Raw genomic sequence first — 18,890 nt, 5'->3', positions numbered from 1 at the left:
CCGTCGACTGATACACCACAGCCGCCGGGTCTCCCAAGACACCCGGCGGCTGTGTTTTGCGGTCCCGGGTGCGACCATCGAAGCCTGGACCGCATTCACGCCTTTCATCCGCGGCCATCCACGAGCGATAATCGGACGTGGGGCCGCGGTATGTGGGGAAGCTCGGACGTCCTAGTAGTGGCGTGAGCGCGGTCCGTCACAAACAACCGGTGAAGGACATACCACTCATGACGACGCTCCCGATCGAGCTCAAGCCCTCTTCCAACCCGTTGTCCGACGCGGAGCGGGAGGCGCTGCTGGCCCATCCCGGATTCGGCCGCCATTTCACCGACCACATGGTCACCATCAAGTGGACCGAGGGACGCGGCTGGCACGACGCCCAGCTCGTTCCCTACGCGCCGCTCTCCCTGGACCCGGCGAACATGACCCTGCACTACGGGCAGGAGATCTTCGAGGGCCTCAAGGCATACCGCCAGCCCGACGGATCGGTGGCGACCTTCCGCCCCGAGGCCAATGCGAAGCGCTTCCAGCTCTCCGCGCGCCGTCTCGCCATGGCCGAGCTGCCGGTCGAGATCTTCCTCGACGCGTGCGACGCGCTGGTCCAGCAGGACAAGGCATGGGTCCCGCCGCACGGTGGCGAGGAGTCCCTCTACCTGCGTCCGTTCATGATCGCCACCGAGGTCGGTCTCGGGGTGAAGCCCGCCAACGAGTACCTCTTCATCGTGATCGCCTCGCCGGCCGGCGCCTACTTCGAGGGCGGCGTCAAGCCGGTCTCGATCTGGCTCTCCGAGGACCGGGTGCGTGCCGTGCCCGGCGGCATGGGCGAGGCCAAGACCGGCGGGAACTACGCCGCGTCCCTGCTGGCCCAGGCCGAGGCCGCCCGGCAGGGCTGCGACCAGGTCGCCTACCTCGACGCCGTCGAGCACAAGTGGGTCGAGGAGCTGGGCGGCATGAACCTGTGCTTCGTGTACGGGGGCGGCGAAGGCCGCAAGCCGAAGATCGTCACGCCGCGGCTCACCGGCTCGCTGCTGGCGGGTGTCACCCGTGACTCGCTGCTCTCCGTCGCCCGTGACCTCGGCTACGAGGCCGAGGAGGGCCGGGTCTCCATCGACCAGTGGCGCCGTGACACGGAGAACGGCTCGCTGACCGAGGTCTTCGCCTGCGGTACGGCCGCGGTCATCACGCCCGTCGGCACGGTGAAGTCGGCCAGTGGGGAGTGGACGCAGGGCGACGGTACGCCCGGTGAGGTCACGCTGGCTCTGCGGGCCGCGCTGCTCGACGTTCAGCGGGGGATCGGCGAGGACAAGCACGGGTGGATGCATCCGCTGGGCTGAGCGCTCTTGTTTCCGGGGCGCTGCCCCGGACCCCGCTCCCCGCGCTCCGCTGCCCGATTGCCGGAGGGGCTTGGTTGTGCGGCGCACTCCGGACCCCGCTTCCCGCGCTCCGCTGCCCGATTGCCGGAGGGGCTTGGTTGTGCGGCGCACTCCGGACCCCGCTCCCCGCGCTCCGCTGCCCGATTGCCGGAGGGGCTTGGTTGTGCCCCTCCGGCTTGGGTCATTCCTCCCCGAGCGCCGTCTCGATGGCCGCGCCCCAGGCCAGTACCCGCTCGTCGTCCCCCGCCGCGCCCACGCACTGGAGCCCCAGCGGCAGTCCGTTGCCCGCGTGGCCCGCGGGGAGGGTCAGGGACGGCAGGCCTGCGTTGCTCCAGGGCAGGCACATGACGGAGCTGCCCGTCGTCGTCAGTCCCAGCGGGGCCGGGCCCGTCGCCGACGGGGTGATCCACAGGTCGGCGCCGGCCATCGCCGCCGCCATCCGGTCCCGGAACACCACCCGCTCCCGCTGCGCCCTCACGTACTCCACCTCTGTGATCAGCCGGCCCTCCCGGATCGCCCGTACCGTCTCCGGCCGGTAGCGCTCCCCGTACTCGGCGAACCACTCCGCGTGCGTACGGGCCACCTCGTAGCGGTTCATCGTGAAGAGCTGGGCCCTGACCTGCTCGAAGTCGGCCATCACGGGGATCCGCCGCACCGTGAACCCGGCCGCGCGCAGCCGCTCAACCCGGGTCGCGAAGACATCGAGCGCCTCCGGTTCGGCGCGTTGCAGATACGGGCCTTCGGGGACCGCGAGCACCGGCAGGTCCGGTGAGCCGTGGGCCGGGTGCGCGGGCGGCTCGCGCGGGTGCCAGTTGTCGCAGACCACCGCCAGCGCGGGCAGCAGGCCCGCCACGTCCGCGGCGAAGAGGCCGAGGGTGTCGAAGCTCGGGGCGTTCGCGATGACGCCGTCCACCGGGATGCGCCCGTACGTCGGTTTGAAGGCGGTCACCCCGCAGTACGCCGCGGGGCGGATCATCGAGCCGACGGTCTGGGTCCCCACGGCCAGCGGCACCATCCCGGCCGCGACCGCCGCCGCCGAGCCGCTGCTCGAACCGCCGGGCGTGTGGGCGAGGTTGCGCGGGTTACGCGTCGGACCGGGGGCCAGTACCGCGAACTCGGCCGTCACCGTCTTGCCCGCGATCACCGCCCCCGCCGCGCGCAGCCGGTCGACGACGGTGGCCTGCCGTCCGGCGAGGGCCTCGGGCGGGAGGGCCGAACCCGCCCTGGTGGGCAGGGCGTCGACATGGATGATGTCCTTGATGCCGACCGGGACGCCGAAGAGCGGCGGCCGGTCCGTGGGGTCGGGCCAGCGGGCTGTGACTGCCGCCGTCTCGGCCGCGATCCGTTCGGTGCGGCCCGGTTCGGGGACGAAAGCCTGTATCTCACGCTCCATGGGCCACGACGCTACAACTCCGCGAGCGCTCCGGCAGGGGTCTCGGAAGGGTCGGAAGGGTCCGCCGTGCGGCTGCCGGCCGGGGCTGTGCGGGCGGTCAGGGCCGCGTGGACCAGCCCGCCGACCGCGCCGGAGAAGAGGAAGCTGCAGTCCACCCCGCCGGTGAGATGCAGCAGGGGGCCTTCGTAGAAGGGGGTGGAGACCGCGCACAGTCCGACGGCGGCGCCGGTCGCCCACGCCACGGACGCCCGGACGTTCCAGCCCGAGCGGTACCAGTAGATCCCGCCCACGGACCGGCGGTTGAAGACCTGGAGGGCCTCGGAGTCGTACTGGCCGCCGCACCGCACGTACCCGATGACGGTGATCACGGCCCAGGGCGTGCCGATGGCGGTGAGCAGCAGGACGAACGAGGTCATCGCCGACTGCGCGTCCCAGGCGAAGTGGCCGACGAAGACGAAGAAGGTGGCCACGGCGGCCACCACCAGGGTCGCCCGCGCCCGGGTGGCGCGGGGCAGGATCGCGTCCAGGTCGAGGCCCATCGAGTAGAGCATCAGCCCGGCGTTGCCGACCGAGCCGGCCGAAGCGGCGAGCAGCAGCGGGATCAGATACCAGAAGGGCGATGCGCTGACCAGCGGCCCCGCGAAGTCGACGGCCGAGCGGGCGGCGAGCGCGGTGTACGTGCCGAAGAGCTGCGGGACCAGCAGCCCGAGTACCAGGCCGCAACAGGTGGCGGTCAGGACGGCGCGGGAGGTGTGGCGGCGCGGTGAGACATAGCGGGTGTAGTCGCCGAGCAGGGTGATGAAGGCGATGGGGCCGCTGAGCCCGGCGGCGACGGTGGAGAGGAACCAGGTGGGCCAGAAGGAGCCGAGCAGATACCCGGTGTGCGGGGCGGCGGCCGTGGTGAAGTCCGGGGCGTACGCGAAGAGTCCGAGCACCAGCAGGACCGTCATCCCGATCGCGAGCGCCTTGCTGAGGCGCAGCAGGATCCGGTACCCGTACACCGCGCCGGTGACGGTCAGGGCGGCGAGCAGCGCGTAGACCACGGCGTGCATCAGACCGTTGTCCGGCAGCCCGGTGAGCCGGGACAGCGTCCCGATCATCACGTCGCCGCCGGTCCACAGGGTCAGCGCCGTGTAACCGAGCGAGAGCAGCAGTCCGACGATCGAGCCGATGAGCCGGCCGCGTACGCCGAACTGCGCGCCGCTGGATGTGGAGAGATTGGTGCCGGTCCGCAGCGACACCAGGGCGAGCGGCGCGGTGAGCAGCGTGCCGACGACCGTGCCGGAGACTACGGAGGTGACCGCCGGCCACAGTCCGAGGCCGAAGGAGACCGGCAGCCAGCCGAAGATGATCACTCCCAGGCAGAGGTTGGACCCCAGCAGGATGCTGATGAGATCGCGCGGACCGCTGGTGCGCTCCGCGTCCGGGATGGTGTCGACTCCGCGCTGTTCGATCGGCACGAGGTACCTCTCCGCTCGTCTGTTTGAGTGCCGCTCAATCTGATGTCCTCCGGTTTGGCGTGTCAATGGTTTCTGGTCTTTCTATAGCCGATGTTTAAAGTTAGAGTGGCGTTCTAATCGATGATCAATGGAAGCGAGTGGGCGTGAGACTGACCTCGACGGAGCGCGACCGGCTGCTGCTGTTCGGCGCCGCTGAGCTGGCGCGGGCGCGCCGGGCGCGCGGGCTGCTGCTCAATGTTCCGGAGGCGACCGCGCTGATCGCCGACACGGTCTGTGAGGCGGCCCGCGACGGGCGCCGCCTGGCCGAGGCGATCGAGGCGGCGCGCGCGGTGCTCGGCACCGATGACGTGCTGCCCGGTGTCGCCGATGTCGTCACCGAGGTGCATGTCGAGGCCGTCTTCGACGACGGTTCGCGGCTGGCCGTGGTCAGCGACCCCATCGGCGGCGGCTCCCTGGGCGATGAGGCACCCGGCGCCGTGGTGTCCGGGCCCGGCTACCCCGACCCCGTCCCCGAGGTGACGCTGACCGTGCGCAACACCGCGTCGGTGCCGGTCAGCGTCACCTCCCACTTCCACTTCTTCGAGGTCAACCCGCGGCTGGACTTCGACCGCGCCGCCGGTTACGGCATGCGGCTGTGCGTGCCCGCCGGCTCATCCGTACGGTTCGGGCCCGGCGAGAGCGCCGATGTGGAGCTGGTCCCCATCGGCGGAGACCGGATCGCGATCGGGTTCGCGGGTCTTGTCGACGGGGCGCTGGACGCGCCGGGCGCGAAGGAAGAGGCCCTGCGGCGCGCGGCGGCCTGCGGATATCTGGGAGCCGAACCGGGAGCCGGACGATGAGTGAGTACGCAGCCGTGCACGGCCCCAGGGCCGGTGACCTGGTCCGCCTCGGTGACTCCGGGCTGACCGTCCGCGTCGAGTCCGACGCGCAGCGCCCCGGCGACGAGTTCCTGGCCGGATTCGGCAAGACCGCCCGCGACGGGCTGCACCTCAAGGCGGCCGCCGTACGCGAGACCTGCGACGTCGTGATCAGCAACGTGCTGGTCATCGATGCGGTGCAGGGCATCCGCAAGGTCTCCATCGGCATCCGGGAGGGCCGGATCGCGGCGATCGGCCGGGCCGGCAACCCCGACACCCTGGACGGCGTCGACGTCGTGGTCGGCACCGGCACGTCGATCGTCTCGGGCGAGGGGCTGATCGCCACCGCCGGAGCCGTCGACGCGCATGTCCATCTGCTCTCGCCGCGCATCATGGAAGCCTCGCTCGCCTCCGGGGTGACGACGATCATCGGGCAGGAGTTCGGCCCGGTCTGGGGCGTCGGCGTCAACTCGCCCTGGGCGCTGCGCCACGCCTTCAACGCCTTCGACGCCTGGCCGGTCAACATCGGCTTCCTGGCCCGCGGTTCGTCGTCCGACCCGGCCCCACTGGTCGAAGCGCTCGCCGAGGGCGGTGCGTCCGGCTTCAAGGTGCACGAGGACATGGGCGCGCACACCCGCGCCCTGGACACCGCGCTGCGCGTCGCCGAGGAGTACGACGTCCAGGTCGCCCTGCACAGCGACGGCCTGAACGAGTGCCTGTCGGTCGAGGACACCCTGAGCGTCCTGGAGGGCCGCACGATCCACGCCTTCCACATCGAGGGGTGCGGCGGCGGCCATGTGCCGAACGTGCTGAAGATGGCAGGCGTCCCCAACGTCATCGGCTCGTCCACCAACCCGACGCTGCCGTTCGGCCGGGACGCGGTCGCCGAGCACTACGGGATGATCGTCTCCGTACACGACCTCAAGACCGACCTGCCCGGCGACGCGGCCATGGCCCGTGACCGGATCCGCGCCGGGACGATGGGCGCCGAGGACGTGCTGCACGACCTGGGCGCCATCGGGATCACCTCGTCGGACGCCCAGGGGATGGGCCGCGCGGGCGAGACCGTGCGCCGTACCTTCGCGATGGCCGGGAAGATGAAGGCCGAGCGCGGCGCGGAGGGCGACGACGACAACGCCCGGGTCCTGCGCTACATGGCGAAGCTGACCATCAACCCGGCCATCGCGCACGGCCTCGCCCATGAGATCGGCTCCATCGAGACCGGCAAGCTCGCCGACATCGTGCTGTGGCGGCCCGACTCCTTCGGCGCGAAGCCGCAGCTCGTCCTCAAGTCGGGCTTCCCGGCGTACGGAGTGACCGGCGACCCGAACGCCGCCACCGACACCTGCCAGCCGCTCATCCTGGGACCGCAGTTCGGCTCCTACGGGGCGACGGCGGCGGACCTCGGTGTCGCCTTCGTGGCGCAGGCCGCCATCGACCTGGGCAGCGATCACATGCCGACCCGCCGCAGGCGCGTCGCCGTGCGCGGCACCCGGGGTATCGGCCCCGCCGATCTGCGGCTCAACTCCCGTACGGGGCAGGTCGACGTGAACCAGCGGACGGGTCTGGTCACGCTCGACGGCGACCCGCTGGAGTCGCGGCCCGCCGAATCCGTCTCGCTCAACCGCCTGTACTTCCTGTGATCCGCCGAACCGCGCGCCGTTGAACCGCCGTCCGCTGAACCGCCGAACTGCGTGCCGCCGTACCGCGTGCCGCTGAACCGCTGTCCGCTGTCCGCCGAACCGCCGAACCGCCGAACCGCCGAACCGCCGAACCTCAGTCCGTGTCAGTAGTCCGTGTCAGTGCCCCTGCCGACCGATCTCCCGGAGGACCCATGTTCCGTATGCCGCCCGAGTGGGCCCCGCACGAGCGCACCTGGATGGCCTGGCCCGGCCCCAACCCGACCTTCGACGACGCGGACGGCCTGGCGCGGGCGCGCGAGGCGTGGGCGGCCGTGGCGCGTGCGGTCCGCCGCTTCGAGCCGGTGACGATGGTGACGGGGCCCGGGCAGTCCGCCGGCGCCCGTGCGCTGCTCGGCCCGGACATCGAGCTGGTGGAGCGCGAGCTCGACGATGCCTGGATGCGCGACATCGGCCCGACCTTCGTCACCGACGGCGAGCGGCTGGCCGCGGTGGACTGGACGTTCAACGGCTGGGGCGCCCAGTCCTGGGCCCGCTGGGGGCACGACGCCAAGATCGGCGCGTATGTCTCCGACCTGGCCGGGGCGCGTACCCACACATCCGAGCTGGTCAACGAGGGTGGTGCGATCCATGTCGACGGCGAGGGCACCGTCCTGCTGACCGAGACCGTCCAGCTCGGCGCCGAGCGCAACCCCGGCTGGACCCGGGAACAGGTCGAGGCCGAGATCCACGCCAGGCTCGGCACCACCAAGGCGATCTGGCTGCCGCGCGGACTCAGCGGTGACTACGGCGAGTTCGGGACCCGGGGACATGTCGACATCGTGGCCGCCTTCGCGCGCCCCGGTGTGGTCGTCGCCCACACCCAGCCCGACCCCGCCCACCCCGACCACGAGCTGTGCCGGGGGATCGTGGCCCAGCTGCGCGCGGAGACCGACGCGAAGGGCCGCCCCCTGGAGGTGGTGGAGGTCCAGGCCCCGACCGTCCTGGAGGCCGACGGCGGCTGGGCCGACTACTCGTACATCAACCACTACCTCTGCAACGGCGCGGTGGTGCTCTGCTCCTTCGACGACCCACGCGACGCCGAGGCGGCCGCGGTCTTCCAGCGGCTCTTCCCGGACCGCACCGTCGTCCAGGTCGACGCCCGGACGATCTTCGCGGGCGGCGGCGGCATCCACTGCATCACCCAGCAGCAGCCGCTGGCGGGCCGCAGCTAGGACGTCCCCGATGGACCAGGACGGGCCCGCGGTGGCCGCCGGCGCATCCCATACTCTGGGCGGCATGAACGAACCGGCGGCCCGCGCGCGCAAGAACGCCCCGCCCCGCGAGAGCCTGCTGGCCGCGGCCATGGCCAGCATCGCCGACGGCGGCCTGGAGAAGCTCACCATGGCGGGGCTCGGCCGCGAGGTCGGCATGAGCAGCGGACACCTGCTGTACTACTTCCGCACCAAGGACGAGCTCCTGCTCCAGACGCTCGAATGGAGCGAGGAGCTGCTCGGCATGGAGCGCCGCGCGGCGCTCGCCCGCCAGGTGCCGGTCCGTGAACGGCTCGACGCCTATGTCGACCTGTACATCCCCGCGGGCCCCCGCGACCCGCACTGGTCGCTCTGGCTCGAACTGTGGAACCGGGCGCACGGCGTCGACGACGACACCCGTGCCCGGCTGCTCGACATCGAGCTGTCCTGGCACCGCGATCTGGTCGCCCTGCTCGTCGAGGGGGCGTCACGCGGTGAGCTGCGGGCGGTCGACACCGAGCGGTTCGCGACGCGGATACGGGCGCTGCTGGACGGCTTCAGTACCCATGTGGCGATGGCGCTCCCCGGCTCGGGGCGGCCCGAAGTCCTCGCGCACGTCAGCGAGTTCATCGATGACGCGCTGGCCCCGCAGCGGTGAACGGGCCGGCCGGGGAACGCAACGTACACAAGTACGCGTGATCGTTGCGTGCGGCCCTCTTGTGGGCCGTCGGGCCCCTGCGCCACCGTGACTCCCCATGGGACGAGAGCAGTGGAAGAAGGTCTGGGTCGGCTCGGCCGGCAACATGGTCGAGTGGTTCGACTGGTTCGTGTACGCCACCTTCGCGGTGTACTTCGCCGACGCGTTCTTCCCGAAGGGGAACGAGACCGCGAACCTCATGAACACCATGGGCATCTTCGCCGTCGGTTTCTTCATGCGGCCCGTCGGCGGCTGGCTGCTCGGCCGGATCGGCGACCGCAGGGGACGCAAGGCCGCACTGACCCTGACCGTCACCCTGATGTCGGCGTCGGCGATCCTGATCGCGGTCGCCCCCACCTACGCGGTCGCCGGATACGGCGGTGTCGCCGTCCTGCTGGTCGCCCGGCTGCTCCAGGGGCTGTCCGTCGGCGGAGAGTACGCGGCGAGCGCCACCTATCTCACCGAGGCGTCCGCGCCCGACCGGCGCGGATTCGCCTCCAGCTTCCAGTACGTGTCGATGACCGCGGGCCAACTCGTGGGCCTGGGACTGCAGATCGTCCTCCAGCGCACCCTGTCCGATGACGCGCTGCACAGCTGGGGCTGGCGTATTCCGTTCATCGTGGGCGCTGTCGGCGCGGCCATCGTCTTCTATCTGCGGCGCTCGCTCCTGGAGACCGAGGTGTACGCGGAGTCCGGCGCGGCGGCCGACGAGAGCCGGGGCACGCTCAGGGCGCTCTGGGCGCACCGCAGGGAGGCGGTGCTGGTGATGGCCCTGACGATGGGCGGCACCGTCGCGTACTACACGTACACCACCTACCTCACCAAGTTCCTCTCCTCCAGCGCCGGTCTGCCGAAGTCGACCGCCTCGCTGGTCAGCTTCTGCGCGCTGTTCGTCTTCATGTGCGTCCAGCCGCTGGCGGGCATCCTCTCGGACCGGATCGGCCGCCGTCCGCTGCTGATCATGTTCGCGGTCGGCTCGACGTTCCTGACCGTGCCGATCATGACGATGCTCAAACACGCGGGCACGTTCTGGCCGGCCTTCGGCCTGGCGCTGCTCGCACTGCTCATCGTCACCGGCTACACCTCGATCAACGCGTGTGTGAAGGCGGAGCTCTTCCCGACCGGGATCCGCGCGCTGGGCGTGGCGCTGCCGTACGCGATCGCCAACGCGCTCTTCGGGGGGACCGCGGAGTATGTGGCGCTCTGGTTCAAGAAGGCCGGGGCCGAGTCGGGCTTCTACTGGTACGTGGCCGGGTGTGCGGCCGTCTCGCTGGTGGTGTATCTCACGATGCGGGAGACCCGGGACATCGATCTGAACCGGGGCTCCGTCGCCGGCCCGGCGGCCAAGACCCCGGAGGGCCTGGGAAAGACGAGCCCGTCGGCTCTGTGAGGGCCGGTTCCGCGGGGGCGCGGTCCGCGCCGCGCCCGCGCCGGAGCTTGACCGCATCGTGAGATTCCCTCTACGGGGAGTGGACGGTATGGCAGACTGCGACCGTGTCCTCGTTCGCCATGATTATCGGCAGCAGGCGCGCCGGTCCGCAGTGACCGCACCCGTACCAACCCGTACGGCGCGGCCATCGTGCCCCAGACCCGCGCGCTAACCCTTCGCACCCGCGAGGGGTTTTTTCGTTTCCAGGCCCCACCTCGGCCGGGAACGAGGCGCACGCGAAGATGGGGGCAAGTGGAGCCAGACATTCCGGATCCACCCATCCGACAGGAGTCAGATCAGCATGACGACAGAGGCCAAGGCCACGGACGACAGTTTCCATGTCTTCGACACGACGCTGCGCGACGGGGCACAGCGCGAAGGCATCAACCTCACCGTCTCGGACAAGCTGACGATCGCCCGGCACCTCGACGACTTCGGCGTGGGATTCATCGAGGGCGGCTGGCCCGGCGCCAACCCCCGCGACACGGAGTTCTTCGCCCGTGCGCAGCAGGAGATCGACCTCAAACACGCCCAGCTGGTGGCCTTCGGCGCCACCCGCAGGCCGAACACCCCAGCCGACGAGGACCCGCAGCTGAAAGCGCTGCTGGACTCCGGCGCCCCGGTGATCACCCTGGTGGCCAAGTCCCACGACCGCCATGTGGAACTGGCGCTGCGCACCACGCTCGAAGAGAACCTGGCGATGGTGCGCGACTCCGTCTCCTACCTCCGCGCGCAGGGCCGCCGCGTCTTCCTCGACTGCGAGCACTTCTTCGACGGGTACAAGGTCAACCCGGAGTACGCCAAGTCCGTCGTACGCGCGGCCGCCGAGGCCGGCGCCGACGTCGTCGTCCTCTGCGACACCAACGGCGGGATGCTGCCCGCCCAGGTGCAGGCCGTCGTGGCCACGGTCATCGCGGACACCGGCGCGCGCCTGGGCATCCACGCCCAGGACGACACCGGCTGCGCCGTCGCGAACACCCTGGCCGCCGTCGACGCGGGCGCCACGCATGTGCAGTGCACGGCGAACGGTTACGGCGAGCGCGTCGGCAACGCCAACCTCTTCCCGGTCGTCGCCGCCCTGGAGCTCAAGTACGGCAAGACCGTCGTCCCCGAGGGCGCGCTGCCCGAGATGACCCGTATCTCGCACGCCATCGCCGAGGTCGTCAACCTCACCCCCTCCACCCACCAGCCGTACGTGGGTGTCTCGGCCTTCGCGCACAAGGCGGGGCTGCACGCCTCCGCGATCAAGGTCGACCCGGACCTCTACCAGCACATCGCCCCCGAGCAGGTCGGCAACACCATGCGGATGCTGGTGTCCGACATGGCGGGCCGCGCCTCGATCGAACTCAAGGGCAAGGAGCTCGGCATCGACCTGGGCGGCGACCGCGAGCTGGTCGCCCGCGTCGTCGACCGCGTCAAGGAGCGCGAACTCCAGGGCTACACCTACGAGGCCGCCGACGCCTCCTTCGAACTGCTCCTCCGCGAGGAGGCGGAGGGCCGCGCCCGCCGCTACTTCCGGATCGAGTCCTGGCGCGCGATCGTGGAGAACCGCCCCGACGGCACCCACGCCAACGAGGCCACGGTGAAGCTGTGGGCCAAGAGCGAACGGATCGTCGCGACGGCGGAGGGCAACGGCCCGGTCAACGCGCTGGACCGGGCGCTGCGGGTGGGCCTGGAGCGGATCTACCCCCAGCTCGCGAAGCTGGAGCTGACGGACTACAAGGTCCGCATCCTGGAGGGCAGGCACGGCACGGACTCCACCACCCGCGTGCTGATCACCACCAGCGACGGCGAGGCGGAGTGGTCGACCGTGGGGGTCGCGGAGAACGTGATCGCGGCGTCCTGGCAGGCGCTGGAGGACGCGTACACCTACGGTCTGCTGCGGGCCGGGGTGGAACCGGCCGAGTAGGAACTCCGCGCGGGCCGGGCCCGGTTGCGGGCCCGGCCGGAGACCGCGGACCCACCAGGCCCGGGCGGCCGGGAGACTCTAGGCCGACATCCCGTGGCCCTGGTCCCCGGCACCGGCCCGGCCCTGTGCCGTGGTCTCCAGGGCGTGCCGGAATCCGGCGAGGCCATCGACCAGAGCCTGCCGGGCGGCGGCGGGCATGGCGGCGATGGACGCCAGCAGGGCTTCCTCCCGGCGGGCCCGCAGATCCCGCAGATAGGTCCGGCCCTGCGGGGTGAGCCTGAGCTCCAGTTCCCGCCGGCTCACCGGGCTGGGGGCGCGCTCCACGAACCCGAGCGCCTGGAGCCGGTCGCACAGCCGGCTGACGGACGAGGGCGCTGCGCCCAGCACTTCACCGAGCGACCGCTGGTTGATGCCTTCCTCCCGGTCCAGCGTGTAGAGCACTCTCAGCTGGGAGGTGGAGACGGGCGCGGGGGAGACGGCGTCCCGTCCGTGCTCCCAGAGCACCTCAAGCAGCTCGATGACCTCGGACGCCACGTCGGCGGCCTGCTGGGGCCGTGGGTCCGAGGCTTTACCGGGCAGAGCCATGGCGCCAGTGTTTCATGCGCCCCGACGCTCAGCGCAGAAGCTTCAGCAGACGCTCCCGCCGCGTCTGGGCGGGGGCCCGGGGCGAGGTCTCGTTCCCGGTGGCGGCGTGATGTGCGGGCGGAGCGGGGGACGGGGGAGTGGGGGGAGCGGCGGGGTAGGCCCGCTCCACGGGGTACGCCTGGTCCGTGGGATAAGCCTGCTCCGCGGGGTACGCCTGGTCCCTGGGATGAGCCTGGTCCGCGGAGTAAGCCTGGTCCGCCGGGTACGCCGGAGCGGCGGGGTAGGAGGAAGCCGTGGGGTAGGCGGCGGGGTACGAGGGAGCCGGTGGGTACGCGGGCGACGACGGAGGCCCGGGCGGGGCCGCCGGGCGGCGTTCACCGGTGAAGTACTCGGAGTCCTTGGGCCGCTCCCCGGGCGAGACACGCGGCCGCGGCGCCGGCTCCAGGTGGGGGATGTGCTTGGAGCAGTGGATGTACGCCTCTTCGACCGACAGATGGATCCACATCTGTGGCTGCCTGCCGGGCGCCGGGTCGGCGGGCAGATGCGGATACAGGGCGTAGTGGTCGTGCGCCGAGTACACCTGGGCCCGGCCGTTCACATGCAGCCCTATGTGGTGGTCGGTGAAATCGATGAAGAGCATCCCGAGGTGCGGGTTCTCGGTGATGTTGCCCGCGCTGGCCACCACACCGTTGCCGCGGTACTCGGGATAGGTCAGCGTGTGGTCGTCCAGCGAGACGACGAAACCGGGCGGCCCCGACCGGAAGCTCGCGTCGCACTCGCCGCGCGCGTCCGCCGTCGACAGGAACACCATGTACTGCCGTGCGATGAAGTCACGCATGGCCGGGGTGAGGCAGGGCCGCATCTGCCGCTCGTAGAATCCGGCGGCCCGGTCAGCCGTCCCGAGCGCTTCCTGCAGCAGCCGCTCCCCGGGGGAGCCGAACGTCTCGTCATAGGTCGTCACAGCTGATCGTCTTCCTCCTGGGCACGGGCGCGGGCGCGGCGCAGCGACGAGGCGAGTGCGGGTGCACCCCATGGGTCGTAGTGCAGCTTCCCCGGCGGGAGTCCGCGCCGGAGCAGGACATCGGCAGCCGCGGAGATCATCTGCTGGGGCCCGCTGAGATACGCCTCGTGCCGGTCCCAGGGGCCGAACTCGGCCAGTACCTGGGGAAGGGAGCCGGTACGGCCCACGATGTTCTGTTCGGAGACCGCCGCCCGGACGGTGAGCCACGGGTGGCGCTGGGACATCCGGAGCATGTCGTCGAGCCCGTACAGTTCCTCGGCCGTTCTGGCGCCGATGAACACATCCACACTGCGCCGGTGCGAGATGCCCTGCCGGGCCACCTCCTCGACCAGGGCCCGGATGGGGGCGAGTCCGGTGCCGCCCGCCACGAAGAGCAGGTCGTCGCGGGACGCGGGATCGATGGCCATGTCGCCCTGGGGCGGGCCGATCCGTACGTAGTCGCCGACCGTCGTGTGGTCGACCAGGGCCTGGCTGACCCGGCCGCCCGGAACCGACCGGATGTGGAAGGTGAGCATCGAGTCGTCCCGCGGCGCGTGGGAAGGGGAGTAGTGGCGCCACTCCTTGGGCCACCACGGCGACTCGACACTCAGATACTGGCCGGCGGTGTAGGTGTAGGGCTGGTCGGGCTGCACGGTGATTTCCGCGATGCCGCTGGGATGGCGCACATGGGCGATGACCCGGGCGTTCCAGGCCGCCGGGCTGTGCCGGGCGTTCTGCTCGGCCGCCCGCACCATGATGTCCGCGACGGCCCCGTACGCGCGCTCCCAGGCGCCGGCGATCTCCGGCGTCCAGGCCGGGCCAGCGAAACGGGCCAGCGCTTCGAGCAGGCACTCACCGACGGCCGGGTAATGGGCACTCTGCGTACCGAACTTGCGGTGGTCGCGGCCCAGATGTGAACAGAAACGCGTCAGGCTCTCGGGGTCGTCGACGAGTTCGACGATCCGCAGGAGCGCCCGCAGCAGCCGGTCGCGCTGTACATCCATGTTGGCGGGGAAGAGATCGCGAACCGTGGGATAACGGGCGAAGAGGATCGCGTAGAAGTAGACCGCGACTTCCTCGACCTGCGCCTCGATCACCCCGAGGCTGGCCCGGATCAGCGCGGTGTCCTGTGCGGCGTCGGGACCGGGTGCGGGACCCGGTTCGGGCGCCGGTGCGGGCGTCCACTGCGGGGCCGCGTACTGCGCGCCGGGCGGCGGGGGCGGCCCGGGGGCGGGCACGCTGTGCGCCTCGGGCTCGGGGGCGGTGGGGCCCCGGCGGAACCATTTGCCGCCGCTGGGCGGCGATTCCCTCACCGTGCGCCGGTTGTGTGCCGCGACGCCGACGGGCCTTCGGCCTCGTCGCGTATGCCGGTCGGACCAGGTCTGTCCTTCATGTGCTTCCGAACTCCTCGGTTCCGTGGTGGTCCTGCGGGGCTTGCCGACCGCAGGGCGGATCCAAGCAGCGACAGTTCCAGTTCCTTTGCGGCAGCCATTACAGCGAGGGCTTGATCGTGGCGCAAGCCGTGTACGGAGGCACGCCGTCCGCATAGTGGACACCATGCCTGTTCGCAGGGCGTTCGCCACAAGGGGCAGCTGGTCGCGCGTGTGTGCGATCATCACGACTGTGGACAGTTTCACAGCTGTGGAGCGCGAACTCCGCGCAGCGGCCCCGCACCTGCTGGTCGATGTCGTCACCGAAGCTCTCCGTGAGCGCTGCGGTGCCGTGAGTGTCGTGCTGCGCATGGCCGACTACGCCGTGACCTCACTGCAGGTGGTCGAGGCCGTCCCCCTCACCACACCGCCCGTGCCGGTCCACGACAGTCCGCAGGGCCGCGCGTTCGGCGCACAGGAGCCCTTCCTGGAGCGCGCAGGGGGCGGCGGACTGGTGGTGGTCCATCTGCCCGTCACTATTCGCGGTGACCGGATGGGAACGCTGTCGGTGAGCATCCCCCGCGACCGGTACGACGAGGCGGTGCTGCCGGGACTGGTGCACATCTGCGAAGCCCTCGGACACGAGATCCTCGTCGCGGAGCGCGACACCGATCTGTATCTGCTGGCCCGCCGCGCCACCCGGCTGACGCTCGCCGCCGAGGTGCAGTGGCAGCTGCTTCCCGGCCGGTCGCTCGACCGCCCCGAGTTCTCACTGGGCGCCCATCTGGAGCCCGCGTACGCCATCTTCGGCGACAACTACGACTGGACGGTCTCCGCCGACACCCTGACGCTCACCGTGACCAACGGCTGGGGCACCGGGATCGACGCGGCGCTGCTCACCAGCCTCGCGACCAACGCCCTGCGCAACGCGCGACGCGCGGGCGTGGGCCTCGCGGACCAGGCGTACCTGGCCGACCAGGCCGTCCACGCGCAGTACAGGGGCGAGGCGTATGTCGATGTGCTGCTGATGCGTTTCGACCTGGCGACGGGCGATGTGGAGGTCGTGGACGCCGGTTCGCCCCGGCTGTGGCGGATGCGCGGCCGCACCGTCGAACAGGTCTGTTTCGAGGCGCAGTTGCCGCTCGGCATGTTCGAGGACACCCACTACACCAGCGAGCACTTCCAGGTGCTGCCCGGTGACCGGCTGCTCTTCGGGAGCGACGGCGTCTACGACACCCGGTCGGCGGGCGGTGAGCCGTACGGGGAGAAGGCCCTGGCCCGCTCGATGAGTTCGACCCGGTTTCTGCCCCCGTCGCAGGTGCCGCGTGCCGTGCTGCGGGAACTGGCCGCGTACCGCAGCGATGTACCGCTCGCCGACGACGCGCTGGTGGTCTGCCTCGACTGGGCGGGCCGCGGCTGACCGGGCGGGAGGCGCTGACCGGGCGGAGGGCGGCGCCCTCCGCCCCCGCCGTTACGCGGAGAGCCCGGCCGGGGCCGGGAGGTGGCTGAGGCTCCGGTTGCGCAGGCGGGCGTAGCCGGGACGAATGGTCTGGTGGATCAGGGCGAGGCGCTCGTCGAAGGGGATGAAGGCGGACTTCATCGCGTTCACGGTGAACCACTCCATCTCGTCCAGGCCGTAGCCGAAGGTGTCGGCCAGGTGCTGGAACTCCTGCGACATCGTGGTGCCGCTGACCAGCCGGTTGTCGGTGTTGACGCAGACGCGGAACCGCAGCCGGCGCAGCAGGTCGATGGGGTGCCCGGCGTACGAGGAAGCCGCGCCCGTCTGGAGATTGGAGGTCGGGCAGACCTCGAGCGCGATGCGGTGATCCCGTACATACGTGGCGAGCCGGCCGAGCGTGACCGAGCCGTCGGCGGCGACGGCGATGTCGTCGGTGATCCGGACACCATGGCCGATGCGGTGGGCGCCGCAGCGCTGCACCGCCTCCTGGATGGACGGCAGGCCGACGACCTCGCCCGCGTGGATCGTGATGTGCGCTCCCGCGGCCCTGAGGTGGTCGAAAGCCTCGATGTGCCGCTCCGGCGGATTGCCGATCTCGGCCCCGGCGATGTCGAAGCCGACCACCCCCGAATCGCGGTGGGCGAGCGCAAGTCCGGCGATCTCCCGGGAGCGCTCGGCGTGCCGCATGGCGGTCAGCAGCGTGCCGACGCGGATGGCGCGGCCACGCGCGGCCGCGCGGCGCTCGCCCTCGCGGAAGCCGTCGTTCACCGCCTCGACGACCTGCTCCAGGCTCAGTCCGCCGTCGAGGTGCTGCTCGGGCGCGTAGCGGATCTCGGCGTAGACGACACCGTCGGCCGCCAGGTCCTCGGCCGCCTCGGCCGCGACGCGGTACAGCGCCTCGCGGCTCTGCAGGACGGCGCAGGTGTGCGCGAACGTCTCCAGATAGCGCTCCAGGGACCCGGAGTCGGCCGCGTCGCGGAACCAGCCGCCGAGCTGTGAGGCGTCGGTGGTGGGCAGCCCCGGGTAGCCCGCGTCACGGGCGAGTTCGACGACGGTGGCGGGGCGCAGGCCGCCGTCCAGGTGGTCGTGCAGAAGAACCTTCGGCGCCTGCCGTATCTGCTCCTGGCCGATGCTGCCGGTGCTGACACTGTGCGCGGTACGGGGGGACGTGTTGTCTGACAAGTGCATGGGAGGGGAGTGTAGCCGCGCCGCCCCGGAACGCGAACGCGGGCCGTCCGGGGGTGTATGACCCGGACGCGACCGGTCCCGGGGCCGTGACCGGTACCGCGCCCGGCGCCGGGACCGTCCCTCAGCGCGACTGCCAGACCGGCAGCGCCGGCGCCCCCGTGGGCAGCATGTACTTGGCGGCCAGGACGGGGGTGCGCCCGGCGTGGATCACCTGGGTCACCAGGACGGCCGGGGTGTCCGACGGCCGGCCGAACTGGGCGCCGCGACGGCTGCCCAGCATCGTGGCGACCATGGTGGACGACCCCTTCAGCGCCATGCCGCGCCCGGATTCCAGCAGCAGCTTGAGCATGGTCGACGGGGCGCCCGGTGCGGAGTCGAGCGCCTGCGCGGGGTCGAGGCCCAGACCGGTGAGGGTCTCCCCGGTGGCCGCCCACTCGTGGGCGAGGCAGGACGGCAGGGAGTTGACCTCGATCATGCTCTCCCAGAACCTGACCTCCCCGTGGGCGGGGAGCAGCAGATGCTGCGCGGAGAAGTCGGTCGGCTCCTCCAGGGTCTGCGCCAGCCGTACGGTACGGACCGCAGCGCCCGCGCCGAGCAGGTCCTCCATGGGCTTGAGGGTCTCGAAGCCGCGCTGTGGCGGGTGGTGGTTGACGGTGCGGCCCACTCCGCGCCGCACCGTGATGACCCCGTCCTCCTGGAGCAGGATCAGCGCCTCGCGCAGTGCGGGCCTGCTGACGCCCAGGTCGGCGGCGAGCCGGGGCTCGGTCGGCAGCTGTGACCCGGGCGGATAGACGCCCTGGTGGACCGCTTCCACGATCCGCTCGTACAGGACGACGACCGGACGCCGTTGCCGTTGTCTGTCAGCCATAGCCATCTCCCGGGGTGTGTGCGGGCTGCCGCCGCCCGGCCGCTCAGCCTACGCATAGCCGCTGTGCGCTGCGGTGTTACCGCTCGGCGGGGACGACCGGCGCGGCGGGCCCGGGGGTGCGGGCGGCGCTTGACAGCTCTCCGAGCGCGGGGGTAGACCAGACCTCCATCACTGCTTGTCTGACAAGTAATCGGAATCGTGTGACGGGCGTTCCTGGTGCGGTGCCACCGCCGCCCTGGGCGCCTGCCCGCCGTACCGCCGCACACATCGGCGGAACCGGCCGACGGCGAAGGACACCCGGGCATCCCCGGTGCTGCCGCTCGCTCGCGCCAGGCTCTCGCCGTACACCGACGGCCGGCTCAGACCGGGCCGGCCCTGGTCCTGCCCGGTCCGTCCCGGCCCGTCTGGTCCTTCCCGGTCCGCTCCGGTC

General features: G+C 71.3%; 14 protein-coding genes and 1 pseudogene. 8 read left to right on the top strand and 7 right to left on the bottom strand.

The window, feature by feature from the left end; translation table 11 throughout:
* Positions 1 to 227 precede the first annotated feature (227 nt).
* Positions 228 to 1,334, top strand: coding sequence for a branched-chain amino acid aminotransferase (locus G3I19_RS05430; RefSeq protein WP_164260037.1), 1,107 nt, complete (start codon positions 228 to 230; stop codon positions 1,332 to 1,334).
* Positions 1,335 to 1,554: 220 nt separating this feature from the next.
* Here G3I19_RS05430 and G3I19_RS05425 read toward each other — a convergent pair whose 3' ends face one another.
* Together G3I19_RS05425 and G3I19_RS05420 are read right to left on the bottom strand one after the other, a co-directional pair.
* Entirely contained in the window at positions 1,555 to 2,766 is a 1,212-nt protein-coding gene (locus G3I19_RS05425) for an amidase (RefSeq protein ID WP_164260035.1), read from the bottom strand.
* An 11-nt stretch (positions 2,767 to 2,777) separates the two neighbouring features.
* On the bottom strand, positions 2,778 to 4,226 hold the full coding sequence (locus tag G3I19_RS05420) for a cytosine permease (RefSeq protein WP_164260033.1): 1,449 nt from the start codon (positions 4,224 to 4,226) through the stop codon (positions 2,778 to 2,780).
* Positions 4,227 to 4,369: 143 nt separating this feature from the next.
* On the opposite strand from G3I19_RS05420, the gene ureA reads away from it, so the two are divergent.
* The 6 genes from ureA to cimA all read left to right on the top strand — a co-directional run bounded on the left by ureA (position 4,370) and on the right by cimA (position 11,990).
* Entirely contained in the window at positions 4,370 to 5,065 is a 696-nt protein-coding gene (gene ureA, locus G3I19_RS05415) for an urease subunit gamma (protein ID WP_164260031.1), read from the top strand.
* Positions 5,062 to 6,726: an urease subunit alpha gene (locus G3I19_RS05410; RefSeq protein WP_164260028.1), complete on the top strand. Its 1,665-nt coding sequence runs from the start codon at positions 5,062 to 5,064 to the stop codon at positions 6,724 to 6,726. Before ureA ends, G3I19_RS05410 begins: the two co-directional genes overlap by 4 nt.
* 191 nt (positions 6,727 to 6,917) lie before the next feature.
* Entirely contained in the window at positions 6,918 to 7,937 is a 1,020-nt protein-coding gene (locus G3I19_RS05405; protein WP_164260027.1) for an agmatine deiminase family protein, read from the top strand.
* 64 nt (positions 7,938 to 8,001) lie between these two features.
* Positions 8,002 to 8,613 (top strand): TetR/AcrR family transcriptional regulator, encoded by a 612-nt coding sequence (locus tag G3I19_RS05400; protein ID WP_164260024.1) that lies wholly within the window; start codon positions 8,002 to 8,004, stop codon positions 8,611 to 8,613.
* 97 nt (positions 8,614 to 8,710) lie between these two features.
* Positions 8,711 to 10,042: an MFS transporter gene (locus G3I19_RS05395; protein WP_164260022.1), complete on the top strand. Its 1,332-nt coding sequence runs from the start codon at positions 8,711 to 8,713 to the stop codon at positions 10,040 to 10,042.
* A 340-nt stretch (positions 10,043 to 10,382) separates the two neighbouring features.
* Positions 10,383 to 11,990, top strand: coding sequence for a citramalate synthase (cimA, locus tag G3I19_RS05390; RefSeq protein WP_164260020.1), 1,608 nt, complete (start codon positions 10,383 to 10,385; stop codon positions 11,988 to 11,990).
* A gap of 78 nt (positions 11,991 to 12,068) precedes the next feature.
* Here cimA and G3I19_RS05385 read toward each other — a convergent pair whose 3' ends face one another.
* From G3I19_RS05385 to G3I19_RS05375, 3 genes and pseudogenes are all read right to left on the bottom strand, one after another.
* The gene (locus G3I19_RS05385) at positions 12,069 to 12,575 is read right to left on the bottom strand and encodes a MarR family transcriptional regulator (protein ID WP_164260018.1); all 507 of its coding nucleotides are present in this window, start codon (positions 12,573 to 12,575) and stop codon (positions 12,069 to 12,071) included.
* A 382-nt stretch (positions 12,576 to 12,957) separates the two neighbouring features.
* A pseudogene (locus G3I19_RS05380) lies at positions 12,958 to 13,536 on the bottom strand (pyridoxamine 5'-phosphate oxidase family protein); the annotation flags it as partial.
* The gene (locus G3I19_RS05375) at positions 13,533 to 14,813 is read right to left on the bottom strand and encodes a globin domain-containing protein (RefSeq protein ID WP_343234991.1); all 1,281 of its coding nucleotides are present in this window, start codon (positions 14,811 to 14,813) and stop codon (positions 13,533 to 13,535) included. The pseudogene G3I19_RS05380 and the gene G3I19_RS05375, both read right to left, overlap by 4 nt.
* A gap of 385 nt (positions 14,814 to 15,198) precedes the next feature.
* On the opposite strand from G3I19_RS05375, the gene G3I19_RS05370 reads away from it, so the two are divergent.
* Positions 15,199 to 16,365, top strand: a complete 1,167-nt coding sequence (locus G3I19_RS05370; protein WP_343234990.1) for a PP2C family protein-serine/threonine phosphatase — start codon at positions 15,199 to 15,201, stop codon at positions 16,363 to 16,365.
* A gap of 51 nt (positions 16,366 to 16,416) precedes the next feature.
* Here the strand turns inward: G3I19_RS05370 and G3I19_RS05365 are convergent, their stop codons facing one another.
* Both G3I19_RS05365 and G3I19_RS05360 read right to left on the bottom strand, forming a co-directional pair.
* Positions 16,417 to 17,592, bottom strand: coding sequence for an adenosine deaminase (locus G3I19_RS05365; protein ID WP_164260014.1), 1,176 nt, complete (start codon positions 17,590 to 17,592; stop codon positions 16,417 to 16,419).
* A gap of 121 nt (positions 17,593 to 17,713) precedes the next feature.
* On the bottom strand, positions 17,714 to 18,460 hold the full coding sequence (locus G3I19_RS05360) for a GntR family transcriptional regulator (RefSeq protein ID WP_164260012.1): 747 nt from the start codon (positions 18,458 to 18,460) through the stop codon (positions 17,714 to 17,716).
* Positions 18,461 to 18,890: the final 430 nt, after the last annotated feature.

This window comes from Streptomyces sp. SID10853 (genome assembly GCF_010548145.1).
GTDB lineage: Bacteria > Actinomycetota > Actinomycetes > Streptomycetales > Streptomycetaceae > Streptomyces.
The sequence above is the reverse complement of the archived record's forward strand: the minus strand, read 5'-3'. Positions and strand labels throughout refer to the sequence as shown.